The sequence below is a fragment of the Pseudomonas sp. MM213 genome (assembly GCF_020423045.1).
Classification (GTDB): domain Bacteria; phylum Pseudomonadota; class Gammaproteobacteria; order Pseudomonadales; family Pseudomonadaceae; genus Aquipseudomonas; species Aquipseudomonas migulae.
Map to the genome: position 1 here is coordinate 387,693 of NZ_CP081943.1, position 13,949 is coordinate 401,641.

A 13,949-nucleotide genomic window follows, 5' to 3' on the forward strand; every position below is an offset into this window, starting at 1 on the left:
AGGCCTCGATCATGACGCTCAAGACTCTGTTGATCCTGCTGACGCTGTGGCTGCCCGTGGCGTTCGGCAGCAACGGCCCGGTCGCCGCGCGGGTCAATGGCGAAGAGATTTCCCAGTTCCGTCTCGAACGCTATTTTGCCGAGTACCTGGAGGACCAGGGCCGGGCGCTGGGCAGCATTCGTAATCCCAAGGCGTACAAGCAACTTCGGCAAAAGGCGCTGGACGCATTGATCGACCGCGAGTTGCTGTGGCAGGAAGCGGTCAAGCGTGGGGTGGTGATCAGCGATGCCAGCGTGCAACGCCAGGTTGAACAGACCCGGCAGGCCATTGGCGGTGCCGAGAAATTCGCTCGACGCCTGGAAGACGCAGGTTTCGACGAGGCCGGTTTTGTCGAATACACCCGCCGTGACCTCGCGGCTCAGCAGGTGTTTGCCGAGCTGACCAGCGTCGAGGGGCCGGACGAAAAACAGGTCCGCGCGTTCTATGAAGAGCACCGCGCGCAGATGAGCCAGCCCGAAGCGGTGCAGGCGCGGCACATCCTGATCAAGGTTGCCCAGGACGCCGATGCCGCCACAGTCGAAGCGGCGCGGCTACGCTTGGTGCACATGCAGGCGACAATCCGCCAGGGCGCGGACTTCGCCAGCGTGGCCCGGACGGGGTCCGAAGATGCCTCGGCGAGCGAGGGCGGAGATCTGGGCTATTTTCCACGTGGACGCATGCTGCCAGCGTTTGAAGCGGCAGCCTTTGCCCTGGCACCGGGCGCAGTGAGTGAGCCGGTTCGCACGGCACTGGGCTGGCACTTGATCCAGGTGCAGAACCACAGGGAGGTGACCGATGTCACAGAGGTGCAAGGGCTTGAGATGGTCAGGGCGTACCTCGATCGACAGCAACAGGCTCAGGTTCGCCTGCAGGTTTTGGCGCAACTGCGATCGCGTAATCGAATCGAACGAATTGACGATGAATGAAGGTTCCCCCCCAATAGTGGGGAAAAGCTTCAGGGCAATTCCGTGTGCGCCCCCGCCTTTGGGGGGGCGGTGTATTTGGGCGGAAAGGCTTTTTTATGAAAATCAAACACATGCAGTGGTGAAACACCCGGCACCCAGCCTGGCATGAAGTGTGCGTTAGCCTCGGTAAGGCGAGCACTCTGCCAGGTTCGGAACTCGGGCCTGCGGTTTCAAGGAGTCCACCTTGTTAAACAAAGTACTGGTTGTCGATGACGAACAGCTTCTTGCACAAAACCTCAAGGATTACCTTGAGGCGCAAGCACTGGACGTCCGGGTTGCACATGACGGTGCGGCGGCTATCGGCGAAGCCGAGCAGTTTGCACCCGATGTGATGGTGTTCGATTACCGCTTGCCCGATATGGAAGGCTTTGAGGTGCTCGATGCCATCCGCCGGAACAGGAACTGTCATTTTGTGCTGATTACCGGGCACCCGACCGCTGAAGTCTGTGAGCGGGCCCGGCAGGTGGGAGTCAGCCATATCCTGTTCAAACCGTTTCCAATGGCGGAACTGGCCCGTGCAGTCTGTGACCTTCTGGGGATGGAGCGCGAACCCAAAGCAGGCGCGCGCACATCCGAGGGGTTTGTCGAACGACGCCAGAGCAGGACCGAGAGTTTCCCGCTGCAGTTGTACGACGGCAGTTGGGTGCTGGCGGATCGTCGACGCAATCCCTCGACGTCCAAGGCACCAGACGACGAACAATTGCTCACCGGGGAGTAGTGGCGCGACCAGCCGTTGCGGTAACCGCCGTAATTGCTCGCCGCGTCGACAGGGCTCAAAGCCCCCGGCGTTGGAGAGCAAGCCATGGACCGTCTATCCCTTGCCGTCGAACCGGCGCAGTTGGAATCCGTACCGTCGCGCTTTTCCAGTGAGCAATTGGCCCAGGCCCGATCACTGGCCGCCAGTTCCGGCGAGCGGATGCTCGAAGCCCTCGGGGTGTTGTGCGAACTGGCCCCCATGCCCTTCATCCAGTGCCTCGGCGCCACCCTGCATTATCCGGTGCTCGACACCGACAACCTGTTCAAGTCCACTCCCGTATTCGACAGGGTCACCCTGGCCCAATGCCTCAAGCGCGAATTCATCCTGCTGCGTCACGACGAGGAGATCATCGGCGTGTTCGCCGATCCGTTCGACACGTCGCGCCTGGCCTGGATCGATGACTGCCTGCACGGCGCGCCGCTGTACCTGGTGCATGCCGACGACCTGAAAGCCTATCTGGCACGTCACGAAGAGAGCTTCCATGCGGTGGAATCGCTCAACGCCCAGGCCGATGCCAACATCGAAACCGACACCCTGCAAAGCCTGTCTCTGACCAGCATCAGCGAAGACGCCAGCGTCGTCGTCAAACTGGTCAACTCGACCCTGTACGACGCCTTGAAAATGCACGCCAGCGATATCCATTTGGGCACCACCGGCAGCGGCCTGGTGATCAAGTACCGCATCGACGGCGTGCTCAACAACATCAGCAAGATCCAGGGCAGCGAGTTCGCCGAGCAGGTGATTTCCAGGGTCAAGGTCATGGCCGAACTGGACATCGGCGAGAAGCGCGTGCCTCAGGACGGTCGCTTCAAGATCGGCATCAGTGGCCGGCAGATCGACTTCCGGGTCTCGATCATGCCGAGCATCTTCGGTGAGGACGCGGTGCTGCGGGTGCTCGACAAACAGGACCTGGCGGACAAGGTCTGCGGTGTGCAGTTGCAGGCCCTGGGCTTTGAAGACGAAACCTTGCGTCAACTGCGCAGGCTGGCCGCCGAACCCTACGGCATGGTGCTGGTGACCGGCCCCACCGGCAGCGGCAAGACCACCACGCTGTACGCGATGATCACCGAGATCAACCACGGCGTGGACAAGATCATCACCATTGAAGACCCGGTGGAATATCAGTTGCCGGGCGTGCTGCAAATCCCTGTGAATGAAAAGAAAGGCCTGACCTTCGCTCGTGGCTTGCGCTCGATCCTGCGTCATGACCCGGACAAGATCATGGTCGGTGAAATCCGTGACCCCGACACCGCGCAAATCGCCGTGCAATCGGCGCTCACCGGCCACCTGGTGTTCACCACGATCCACGCCAACAACGTGTTCGATGTCATCGGCCGGTTCACCCAGATGGAAATCGATCCCTACAGCCTCGTCTCGGCGCTCAATGCCGTGCTGGCGCAGCGCTTGATCCGCCTGGTCTGCACCAGTTGCAGCGCGCCGTGCACCCCGACCGATGACGAACTGCTCGCTTCGGGTCTCGACCCCCACAACGTCGATCACTTCCACTTCGTTCACGGCAAGGGCTGCGGGCATTGCCGGGGCACCGGTTATCGCGGGCGCACGGCGATCGCCGAGCTGCTGCACCTGGACGACGAGCTGCGGCAGATGATCGTCGAGCGCCAACCGATTTCGAAAATCAAAACCCATGCGTGCAAACGAGGCTTGCGCTTGCTGCGCGAGTCGGCGCTGGAACTGGTTCAGGAAGGGCGCACCACGCTCGAGGAGATCAATCGTGTCACTTTTGTCTCGTGATCGTTTTATCGCCGTGCTCGGCGCCAGTGGGGTCGGCCTCGGCCAGCGCCGTGGCAGCGAAACCCTGTGGCTGGGCAGCGTCGGTTTTATCGACGAAGGCTTCCACGCCTGGGCGGTGGCGCTGGACACCCTCGATCATCTGCTGGCCGATCACACCCACGCCGGTGCCGATTTGAGCGTGGTGATTTCCGGGCACTTCAGCCGTTTCTGCCTGGTGCCCTGGAGCGAACAGATCAGCAGCCCGGACGAATTGCTCGGGTTTGCCCGGCTGTGCTTCGAAGACCTTTATGGTGTGCCGACGCAACCCTGGAGCCTGGTGCTCTCGCCGGAACCGGCCGGCTACGACCGGGTCGCCAGCGCACTGCCACAGGATTTGCTGACGCGTCTGCGCACCCTGGTCAGCGCCCGGGGCCTGCGCCTGCGTTCGGTGCAGCCGTACCTGATGACGGCGTTCAACCACTTCGATAAAAGCCTCGATACCGGCGACTTCCTGTTCGTGGTCGCCGAACCGGTACGCAGCGTATTGCTGCTGGCCCGGGAAGGCCGCTGGGCCTCGGTGCGTTCGGTGGGCACCGGCGACAGCGACGCCGCACTGACCGCGTTGATCGGTCGCGAAAGCCAATTGCAGGCCTCCACCAGCGAGCGGCCACTGAACGTTTATCTGCATGCGCCCGCGCGTATCGATGTGCAACCCGACATTCCCGGCGTGCACTTGCGCACCCTTCAAGAAGACCGGACAACCGTACGCGATGGCTTGTACGTCATGTCCCGGGCGGTGGCCTGACATGCGCGCCCTGATGCTCGACTTTCAGCCGCGCCGCCGCTCGGGCCCACTGGGCTGGAGCCTGCTGGCCGTGGGCGTGGTGTTGAGCCTGATTTGCGTGCTGGTTCAGCAACACCTCAGTGATCAGACCGCGCAACAACAGGGCCATCTGCAAACCGCCCAGCGCGTCCTCACCGGCGACGACGGTGGCACGGTCAGCCTGAGCCCAGCGCAAATCCGCGAGCAGGCACAAAACCTCGCCGAGATGCGCAAGGTCTCGCAGCAACTGCGCCGGCCGTGGGAGCGCCTGTTCGCCATGCTCGAAGCCATGCCCCGGGGCGATATCGCCTTGCTGACCCTGACCCCCGATGCGCGCAAAGGCCAGGTGCGGATCAGCGCCGAGGCGAAAGACCTCGACGCCATGCTCGACTTCCACCGCAACCTCGAGGCCAGCGACGAGCTGTCCGATGTGTCGCTGCTGAGCCACGAAATCGTGGCCAACGTGCCCGAGCACCCGGTGCAATTCAACCTGTCGGCTACCTGGGAGATTGGCGATGCAAATCCCTAGACTGATCGTCCACGAATACCTGCAAGGCCTGGGCATTCCCGGTCTGGCAGGGATGGCGCTGCTGGCGTTGGCATCGGTCTATGGCCTGGCGGGCTTGATGCCGGACTGGCAGTCGCTGCAACAGCTCAGCCAACAGACCCGCGAAGCCGGTGAATACCTGGCCAGGGTTGAAGACGGCAGCGTCGCCGCGCCGGTGGTGCCACAACGTCAGCTCGACGACTTCCGCAGCAAGCTGCCTTCGCAGCCGCAAGCCACGGTGGCGATCGACAAGATCTACGCGTTGGCGGCCCAGGAACACATCACCCTGGCACGCGGTGAATATGCCCTGGGCATCGACCCCAAGACCCATCTGGCGCGCTATCAGATTCTGCTGCCGGTGCGTGGCAGCTACCCGCAACTGCGGCGCTTCCTGCATGCCTTGCTCGGTCAGTTGCCGGCGGTGGTGGTGGAGGACGTGGAGTTCCAGCGTAAAAAGATCGCCGACACCGACCTGACCGGGCGGATCCGCATGACCCTCTACCTGTCGAGGTCATGATGAATACCAAACGCGTAGCGGGGTGGGTGGGGTTCTTCGGCGTAGCGGCGGGGCTGGCCTGGTTGCCTGATTACTGGATGTCGGCGGACGACGGCGAGGCGGCCGTCACCGTCGTGGCCACGGCGGCCAACAGCAAAACCCGCGGTGCTCTACCTGCCGCGCCAGCCACCGGCAAAACCGCTGTGATCAAGGACTTGAGCCCGGCGGGCGACCTGTTCGCCGCCCGCAGCTGGAAGGCTGAACCGACGCTCGCCAGCGTCACCGAACAACCCGTCAACGTGACCCCGGTGGTGACCGTCCCCAGTGCACCGCCAATGCCTTTCCAGTTTATCGGGCGCATGGATGATCGTTCAGACCAGCAAGTGTTTCTGCTGAGCGGAGAAAAAATATACGTCGTACGCAAAGGGGATGTGATCGACGAAACCTGGCGGATCGTGGGCATTTCCGATGTGGAACTGAGCTTCGTCTACCTGCCTTTGCATTTGTCCCAGACCTTGTCTATGGGGAGCACGCCATGAATAGATCCCGTTTGCTGATGAGCTTTTGCTGTGCGTGTGCCGGGCTGGTGGCGTGCAGTTCTGCCCAGGTCGCCAACAAGGAAGCGTCCGAGCTGATCGAGCAGGGACAATACGAGGCCGGCCTGGCGCGTATTGAAGAAGGGCTGCGGGAAAACCCTCGTAATACCGAACTGCACCTGGCCCGCAACTCCGCCCACGCCAAGGCGATTACCGCGCTGCTGACCGAGGCTGACACCGACCGTTCGCACCGGGACTTCGCCGCCGCGCGCGTCAGCTACAACCGGGTGCTGACCATCGAGCCGAACAACCGGCGTGCCCAGGATGCAATGCGCCAGCTCGACTACATGCGCAGCCTCGATGAAAAACTCGAGCTGGCCCGTGGCGACTTGCGTCGCGGCGACATCTACGGGGCCGACCGTCAGGTCAAACAGATTCTCGAACTGGACCCGAAAAATGAAGGCGCCCTGGAACTGCAAAGCAACATCCGTCTGGTCCAGAGCCGCAACGTCATCCAGTACCCACAACTGCGCACACGCCTGGAACGGCCCGTGACCCTGGAGTTTCGCGACGCCAACCTGAAAACCATTTTCGAGGTGCTGTCCCAGGTCGCCGGGTTGAACTTCATCTTCGACAAGGACCTGCGCCCGGACATGAAAGCCACGATCTTCGTGCGTGACGTGCGCATCGAAGACGCCGTGGAACTGCTGCTGCAACAGAACCAGTTGCATCAGAAAGTGGTGAACGAAAACACCTTGCTGATCTACCCGGACTCACCGCAAAAGCTCAAGGATTACCAGGAGCTGGTGATGCGCACCTTCTACCTGACCAGCATCGATGCCAACACCGCGCTGAACATGATCAAAACCATGCTCAAGACCCGCGACGTGTTTGTCGATGAGCGCCTCAACACCCTGACCATGCGCGACTCCGAAGACGCGATCCGCATGGCGGAAAAACTCCTGCAATCGCAAGACCAGTCCAACCCCGAAGTGGTGCTGGAAGTGGAGGTGATGGAGGTTGCCACCCAACGGATTCTCGACCTCGGCCTGCAATGGCCGAACACCTTTGGCGTGGTCAACGGCGACGGTTCGCCGGTGCAGATTCTCGATCAATTGAAAGGCATCGACTCCAGCCGGATCACCATCTCGCCTTCGCCGCAAGCCAAGATCAATGCCCAGGACAACGACATCAACACCCTGGCCAGCCCGGTGATTCGTGTCAGCAACCGCGAGCAGGCGCGCATCCACATTGGTCAGCGCGTGCCGATCATCAGCGCCACGTCGGTGCCGTCGACCCAAGGCCCGGTGATCACCGAAAGCGTCACCTACCTGGACGTCGGTCTGAAGCTGGAAGTGCAGCCGACCGTGCACCTGAACAACGAAGTGGCGATCAAGATCGCGCTGGAAGTGAGTAACGCCACGCCACTGGAACCGACCCGCCAGGGCACGATTCCGGTGCAGGTCGATACCCGTAACGCCCAGACCACCCTGCGCCTGCATGACGGCGAAACCCAGATTCTTGCCGGCCTGATGCGCAACGACCATGGCGCCACCGGCAACAAGATCCCGGGGCTTGGCGACATTCCTGGCCTGGGCCGGTTGTTCGGCAGCAACAAGGACAACGTCAGCAAATCGGAACTGGTGCTGTCGATCACGCCACGGATCGTGCGCAACCTGCCGTACCAGAGCCCGTCGGACATGGAATTCCCGACCGGGACCGAAACCAGCATGCGCATTCAGGCGCCGGACCGGCAGATGGAACCGCCCATTCAGAACGAGCACATCGATCGGCCGGTGGCGGCTTCAACCACTCAAGTGTTTATCGAGAAGCCTTGATCATGAGCGCCTCGCAACGCGGTTTTACCCTGATCGAAGTCGTGGTGACGCTGGCCCTGATCGGCTTGCTGGCCGGCATGGCCGCGCCGCTGACCGAGACCGTGGTGCGCCGGGGCAAAGAGCAGGAACTGCGCACCGCGCTGTACCAGATTCGCGATGCCATCGACGCGTACAAACGCGCATTCGACGCCGGTTACATCGAGAAGTCCCTGAACAGCAGCGGCTATCCGCCGAACCTGAAAGTGTTGGTGGAGGGGGTGCGCGATGTGCGCAGCGCCAAGGGGGCCAAGTTCTATTTTCTGCGGCGCGTGCCCCATGACCCGCTGAAGCCGGTCAAGCGTGACGACGACGGCGGCTGGGGTTTGCGCTCCTATGACAGCACGGCTCAAAACCCGCGTGAGGGCCAAGACGTCTTTGACGTTTATTCCCAGGCGCGTGGCAAAGGGCTTAACGGCATCGCCTACCGGGAGTGGTGAGCTTATGCGTCGGGAAAAGGGGTTTACCCTGCTGGAACTGATGGTGGTCATGGCAATCATCGCAACCCTGATGACCATCGCCTTGCCACGTTATTTCAACAGCCTCGAGGCCTCGAAAGAGACCACGCTGCGCCAGAGCCTGTCGGTGATGCGCGAAGCCCTGGATCACTACTACGGCGACACCGGGCGTTATCCCGATTCCCTTGAGCAACTGGTGGAACAACGCTACCTGCGCAACCCGCCGATGGACCCGATTGCCGAACGCAAGGACCTCTGGGTCATGGTCGCACCACCGGACGGCGTACCGGGTGGCGTCGCCGATATCAAAAGCGGGGCCACAGGGAGGGCGCGTGATGGCAGCCTCTATTCCGAGTGGTAAACCTTCGAACGAGGGCGGTTTCACTTACCTGGGCGTGCTGTTCCTGATCATGCTGATGGGCATGGGCCTGGCCACTGCCGGCGAGTTGTGGTCAACCCTCTCGCGCCGTGATCGTGAGCGCCAGCTGCTCTGGGTCGGTACGCAATACGCCCAGGCGCTGCGCAGCTACTACCGCAGTTCGCCAGGCCTGGCCCAATACCCGAAAACGCTGGAAGACCTGTTGCAGGACGAGCGTTTTCCCAGCCCAAAACACCATATCCGGCAGCTGTATCCGGACCCGATCGGCGGCGGCGAATGGAGCCTGATGCGCGGTTTCGACGGCCGCATCACCGGCCTCAACAGCGCCTCCACGGACACGCCGCTCAAGCAGGCGGACTTCCCCTCTCAGTGGTCGGATTTTGCCGGTATGGCGAGTTACAAGGACTGGCAGTTCGTGGCCGAAAAAGCCTTTCTCGAAGGCACATCGGGACCTGCCAAGGGCCAGTCACAATCGCCCGAAGCGTTGCAGCCATGAACCGATTCTGCGTGGCCGTGATCCTGATGCTGGCGTCTGCTGCCGCCACGGCCGGCGAAGAGGACGAAATGATGGGGTTCATCGTCGATGACACGATCTCGCACATCGGTCACGACTTTTACTACTCGTTCAGTGAACGCCTGCGCGCCACCAGCCCGATGGATTTCAACCTGGTGGTACGCGAACGACCTTCGGCGCGGTGGGGCGCCCTGGTCACTGTGGAATATCAGCAGCGTCTGGTTTACCGGCGTTTTTTGCCGCCGAACACCGTGGAACTCAAGGAAGAGGCCTATGACGCCGCCGACTGGGTCCGCGGGCAGATCGTCCAGCGCAAGCTGGAAGCCTTGTTGCAGGACACAACGGACCTTGAGAGGGACGAACTATGAAAACCACAACGTTCTCGCAGCACCGCCTGTTTTCAAGGGCAGGCATCTGGTTGGTCGGGCTCGGCAGTTGCGGCCTGGTCCAGGCCACCGAACTGGTCTACACGCCCATCAACCCCTCGTTTGGCGGTAACCCGCTGAACGGGACCTGGCTGCTCAACAACGCCCAGGCGCAAAACGATTACGACGATCCTGACTTGAAAAAACGCACCGCCGCGGCCGGTACTTCAGCGCTGGAGCGGTTCTCCAGTCAGTTGCAGTCGCGGTTGCTCGGGCAGTTGCTGGACAACATTTCCGCGGGCAACACCGGGAGCCTGACCACCGACGCTTTTATCGTCAATGTGGTCGACGACTCCGGCCAATTGACCATCGTCGTGACCGACCGAGCGACCGGTGAAGTTTCCGAAATTCAGGTGAGCGGCCTGGCCCCTTGAAGGGATCCGGGTTGATGGGGAGGGAAGGATATGAAAAGAATAATGGTGCTAGGGCTGATGTTGGCGGCGTTACAGGGGTGCAGTCTGCGCGAGCCGATCGGGGCTGAGCAGGACACCGAAACCCCGACGCTGACCCCGAGGGCTTCGACCTACTACGACTTGATCAACATGCCACGACCCAAGGGCCGGTTGATGGCGGTGGTGTACGGTTTCCGCGACCAGACCGGGCAATACAAGCCGACCCCGGCCAGTTCGTTTTCTACCAGCGTCACTCAAGGCGCGGCGAGCATGTTGATGGATGCGTTGCAGGCCAGCGGCTGGTTTGTGGTGCTGGAGCGGGAGGGGCTGCAGAACCTGCTGACCGAGCGCAAGATCATCCGCGCCTCGCAGAAAAAGCCGAACACGCCGGTGAATATCCAGGGTGAATTGCCGCCGTTGCAAGCGGCGAACATGATGCTTGAGGGCGGGATTATTGCGTACGACACCAATGTGAAAAGCGGCGGGGAAGGGGCGCGTTACCTGGGTATCGATATTTCCCGGGAGTATCGGGTGGATCAGGTCACGGTGAACCTGCGGGCGGTGGATGTGCGCAGTGGGCAGGTGCTGGCCAATGTGATGACCAGCAAGACGATTTACTCCGTGGGCCGTAGTGCCGGGGTGTTCAAGTTTATCGAGTTCAAGAAGTTGCTTGAGGCTGAGGTTGGCTACACCACGAACGAGCCGGCGCAGTTGTGCGTGTTGTCGGCGATCGAGGCGGCGGTGGGGCATCTTCTGGCGCAGGGGATCGAGCGGCGTTTGTGGCAGGTGGCGGGGGATAATTCGCCTGAGAGCGGTGAGACGCTTGACCGGTATCTGACCCAGAACAAGGTGGTGCCTGAAGAAGAGTGACCGAGGCGGCCTTCGGGTCGACCTGGTTCATGCGGATGTACCCGAACCCCTGTAGGAGCCGGCTTGCTGGCGATGGCGGCCTGACAGCCGACCATTTTTTATCTGGTGTACATATCCATTGCTGCGGTAACGGCCACTTACGGTTTCGCCCTTACGGCGAGTCCCTTTTGGCAAACGCCCCAAAAGGAACCAAAAGGTCTCGCCCCAGCGTCCGGCCCCTCGCTAAGGCTCGGCGTTCCCTCGCTCCGGTCCTGCTCCGTGGGCCCGCCGCGATCGGCCATCCATGGCCGTGCGCGGCTAACCCGGCATCCATGCCGGGTTGCCCACTGCGCAGAACCTGCGCTCGGCCTCCCGAAGGGGCGGGCAGATCAAAATCAAAAGCGCAAGGCGAGCTAACGCTCGGCCTGATGAGTGGTGAAGGGCGGGTGCGTTGCTTGGCTCTTCGTAGGAGCGATGCTTGCTCGCGAAGGCGGCTTGGCAGCCGACCCTTCACCCACGAATGCCCCCACCCCCTGTAGGAGCCGGCTTGCTGGCGATGGCGTCTGTCCAGCCAATACATACGTTGACTGATCCACCGCTATCGTCGGAACGCCGCCCGCAGCAAGCCGGCTCCTACAGGGGATCGTATTTATCCAACAACACATATGCATTTCCCTTGTAGGAGCCAGCTTGCTGGCGATGGACGTCAACGATGACGTGGGGTGTCTGAATGAACGCGTTGTCCAAACGCTTTTCGCCGGCAAGCCGGCTCCTACAGGGATCAGCGTTTGCTTTTGCTTCTCACCACTCATCAGGCCGAGCGTTAGCTCGCCTTCCGCTTTTGATCTGAGCGCCCCCTCGAGAGGCCGAGCGCAGGTTCTGCGCAGTGGGCAACCCGGCATGGATGCCGGGTTAGCCGCCCCCGGCCAGGGATGGCCGATGGCGGCGGGCCCACGGAGCAGGACCGGAGCGAGGGCATGCCGAGCCTAGGCGAGGCACCGAACGAAAGGGGCAAGAGCGCTTGGTTACTTGGCGCTCTTCCAAGTGACTCGCCGTAAGGGCGAAACCCATAGCGGCCGTTACCGCAGCAACGGATATGTACACCTGAAAGATAATCGTCGCCTGTCAAGACGCCTTCGCCGGCAAGCCTGGCTCCTACAGAAAGCAGGCCACAAAAAAACCGCGCCCCCCTCAAGGGCCGCGGTTTTTTATACCCCCGCAATTACTGCTGCAACACCGTCGCCTGGTTATCCATACCCACCTGTTGAATGGTCGCCATCTGCGTCACGCCACTCTGATCAACATTGGCAATGTTCCCGATACCGCTCTGGGTCACATACGCCACATTCATGCTGTCGGTCTGTTTCAGAGTGATCTTGTTATCGTTGCCCCACTGGCTGGTAGAGGCCAGGTTGCCGGTGCCGGACTGGTCGAATTCGCTACGGTTGTTCATGCCGTTACTGCTGCCCTCGACCAGGTTGGTGGTGCCGCGCTGGTCGGCGATGAGCATGTTGTCGGTGCCGTTCTGATCGAAGTACAGCTCGTTGTAGTTCTCCGCCTGGCTGACGATGGTTTTGTTGCCCATGCCGGTCTGGCTGGTGGTCATGACATGGCCGACGCCGTCCTGGGTGAAGTTGGCAATGTTTTCCTTGCCGTTCTGAGTGATGGTTGCGCTCTGGTTGCTGCCGAACTGGCCACCTTTTTGCGGACCTTTCCAGTTGCTGGCGTAGACCTTGTTGTCGCTACCCACCGAAGTCGCGGTGAGCGAATGGCCTTCGCCGGACTGATAGGTGAAATGCACGTTGCCCGTACCCGTCTGGTACAGCGCCAGGGTCGAGCCGGTGGACTCGAACTGGTCGGCGTAGATCGCGTTGAGGTTGCCGACCTGGAAGACCTGAGCGGTGTTGTTTTCGCCGAAGCTCTGGTCGACCACGGTTTCGTTGGTCTCGCCCATCTGGTCGACGGTGGCCGTGCTGCCCACTTGCCCGTCTTGCCAGATTTCGGTGCCGTTGCCGTCGCCGTTCTGGTTGATGGTCAGGTTGCCGCCGTCGCCGTTGCGTTGGTCGCCGTAGGCATAGTTGTTGGCACCGGACTGGTTGATGTCGATCTGACCGCCCATGTGGTTGATCTGTTCGGCGGTGGCGTAGTTGGTGGTGCCGTACTGGATGATCACCGCCATGTTGCCGATGCCGGGCTGGATCTGCTCGATGTTGGCTTCATTGCTGTCGCCGTACTGGAAAGTTTGACCGGAAGTGCCCTCCTGGCTGTCCTGATAGACGAACGAAAAGTTACCGCTGCCTTCCTGCTGTTGCAGCACTTCGCCGCCGCCCGCACCGATCGATTGACTGGCATGGCTGGTGTTGAAGCTGCCGGTCTGTTTCTGGGTGATGGTGCTGTTGTCTTCATACAATTGCTCGGCGTAACCGGCGTTGTATTCACCGACCTGGTTCTGGTCGATGGTGCTGGTGGCCGAGTCCTGCACCGCAGCCGCATCGTTGCCTTCGCCAAGTTGCTGCTGGGTGGCGGTGCTGTAGGGGGCCTTGGTCTGTTTCACATTGGCGATGTTGGCGGTGCCGACCTGGTCCTGGGTGGAAATGCTGTCGTTGGCCAACGCCTGGGCACTGGCAATGACCAGGATCGCGGCGGTGAGGGGCGTCAGTTTGAACATGATGAAACCTCCATGTGGTGCGGTGCTTTAGCGGTATTGTTTGACTGAAACGCTCATGCCGTTTCCCGATTGGGTCACGGCGCTGGAAAGCCCCGTGCCGGCCTGGTCGATGCTGGCGTCGTTGTTATTGCCGTTCTGGGCTATCTGCGCGCGGTTCTGGCTGCCGGTCTGGGTGATCGAGGCCGAGTTGCCGGAACCTTGCTGAGTGATCATTGCCATCAGGTCGCTGCCTTGTTGCAGGATGTAGGCTTCCTGATTGCTCCCCGACTGGACGATGGTGCCGAGCAGCGACTGGCCGTTCTGTTGCAGCAGCGCCACGTTGGCCTGGCCGTTCTGGTCGATCAGCGCGTGCTGGCCAATCGGCGGTGGCAACTCGCCGAGGTCGGTGCCGGGGCCCAGGTCATCGTTCTCCATCAGATCGTCGGCGCGCACGCCCGCGCTGCTGCAAAGCAGAAGCAGGCAGAGCAGGGCGGCGGTCGACGTTTTCATGAGACTG

16 protein-coding genes are annotated in these 13,949 nt (G+C 61.5%); 14 read left to right on the plus strand and 2 right to left on the minus strand.

The genetic code is table 11. The features are described 5' to 3' along the window. Positions 1 to 11 precede the first annotated feature (11 nt). The 14 genes from K5R88_RS01885 (at position 12) to K5R88_RS01950 (ending at position 10,806) form a co-directional block, all read left to right on the plus strand. The gene (locus tag K5R88_RS01885; RefSeq protein ID WP_226299056.1) at positions 12 to 965 is read left to right on the plus strand and encodes a peptidylprolyl isomerase; all 954 of its coding nucleotides are present in this window, start codon (positions 12 to 14) and stop codon (positions 963 to 965) included. 223 nt (positions 966 to 1,188) lie between these two features. After that, positions 1,189 to 1,722: a response regulator gene (locus tag K5R88_RS01890; protein WP_008043360.1), complete on the plus strand. Its 534-nt coding sequence runs from the start codon at positions 1,189 to 1,191 to the stop codon at positions 1,720 to 1,722. A gap of 84 nt (positions 1,723 to 1,806) precedes the next feature. Then, complete coding sequence (locus K5R88_RS01895) at positions 1,807 to 3,513, plus strand: GspE/PulE family protein (RefSeq protein ID WP_008034012.1); 1,707 nt, start codon at positions 1,807 to 1,809, stop codon at positions 3,511 to 3,513. After that, positions 3,494 to 4,297, plus strand: a complete 804-nt coding sequence (locus K5R88_RS01900) for a hypothetical protein (protein WP_226299057.1) — start codon at positions 3,494 to 3,496, stop codon at positions 4,295 to 4,297. The genes K5R88_RS01895 and K5R88_RS01900 overlap by 20 nt, the downstream gene beginning before the upstream one ends. Before the next feature lies 1 nt (position 4,298). Then, entirely contained in the window at positions 4,299 to 4,844 is a 546-nt protein-coding gene (locus K5R88_RS01905; protein ID WP_207286689.1) for a PilN domain-containing protein, read from the plus strand. Further along, positions 4,831 to 5,379: a GspMb/PilO family protein gene (locus K5R88_RS01910; protein WP_008034015.1), complete on the plus strand. Its 549-nt coding sequence runs from the start codon at positions 4,831 to 4,833 to the stop codon at positions 5,377 to 5,379. Before K5R88_RS01905 ends, K5R88_RS01910 begins: the two co-directional genes overlap by 14 nt. Then, on the plus strand, positions 5,379 to 5,897 hold the full coding sequence (locus K5R88_RS01915) for a hypothetical protein (protein WP_226299058.1): 519 nt from the start codon (positions 5,379 to 5,381) through the stop codon (positions 5,895 to 5,897). Before K5R88_RS01910 ends, K5R88_RS01915 begins: the two co-directional genes overlap by 1 nt. Continuing rightward, positions 5,894 to 7,732 carry a secretin N-terminal domain-containing protein gene (locus K5R88_RS01920; RefSeq protein ID WP_008043349.1) on the plus strand — a complete coding sequence of 613 codons (1,839 nt, stop codon included), beginning with the start codon at positions 5,894 to 5,896 and terminating at the stop codon, positions 7,730 to 7,732. The genes K5R88_RS01915 and K5R88_RS01920 overlap by 4 nt, the downstream gene beginning before the upstream one ends. A gap of 2 nt (positions 7,733 to 7,734) precedes the next feature. Beyond that, positions 7,735 to 8,208: a type II secretion system protein gene (locus K5R88_RS01925; protein ID WP_008043347.1), complete on the plus strand. Its 474-nt coding sequence runs from the start codon at positions 7,735 to 7,737 to the stop codon at positions 8,206 to 8,208. A gap of 4 nt (positions 8,209 to 8,212) precedes the next feature. Continuing rightward, positions 8,213 to 8,587, plus strand: coding sequence for a type II secretion system protein (locus K5R88_RS01930; protein ID WP_008034019.1), 375 nt, complete (start codon positions 8,213 to 8,215; stop codon positions 8,585 to 8,587). After that, complete coding sequence (locus tag K5R88_RS01935; RefSeq protein ID WP_207286688.1) at positions 8,562 to 9,101, plus strand: type II secretion system GspH family protein; 540 nt, start codon at positions 8,562 to 8,564, stop codon at positions 9,099 to 9,101. The genes K5R88_RS01930 and K5R88_RS01935 overlap by 26 nt, the downstream gene beginning before the upstream one ends. Beyond that, on the plus strand, positions 9,098 to 9,487 hold the full coding sequence (gene csgE, locus K5R88_RS01940) for a curli production assembly/transport protein CsgE (protein ID WP_008034030.1): 390 nt from the start codon (positions 9,098 to 9,100) through the stop codon (positions 9,485 to 9,487). Before K5R88_RS01935 ends, csgE begins: the two co-directional genes overlap by 4 nt. Next, positions 9,484 to 9,918, plus strand: coding sequence for a curli assembly protein CsgF (locus K5R88_RS01945; RefSeq protein WP_008043342.1), 435 nt, complete (start codon positions 9,484 to 9,486; stop codon positions 9,916 to 9,918). Before csgE ends, K5R88_RS01945 begins: the two co-directional genes overlap by 4 nt. A gap of 30 nt (positions 9,919 to 9,948) precedes the next feature. Further along, positions 9,949 to 10,806, plus strand: a complete 858-nt coding sequence (locus tag K5R88_RS01950; RefSeq protein WP_008034033.1) for a CsgG/HfaB family protein — start codon at positions 9,949 to 9,951, stop codon at positions 10,804 to 10,806. A 1,201-nt stretch (positions 10,807 to 12,007) separates the two neighbouring features. Here K5R88_RS01950 and K5R88_RS01955 read toward each other — a convergent pair. Continuing rightward, entirely contained in the window at positions 12,008 to 13,453 is a 1,446-nt protein-coding gene (locus K5R88_RS01955; RefSeq protein ID WP_226299059.1) for a curlin, read from the minus strand. Between the two features lie 27 nt (positions 13,454 to 13,480). Further along, on the minus strand, positions 13,481 to 13,942 hold the full coding sequence (locus K5R88_RS01960; RefSeq protein ID WP_008034167.1) for a curlin: 462 nt from the start codon (positions 13,940 to 13,942) through the stop codon (positions 13,481 to 13,483). Between the last annotated feature and the right edge of the window lie 7 nt (positions 13,943 to 13,949).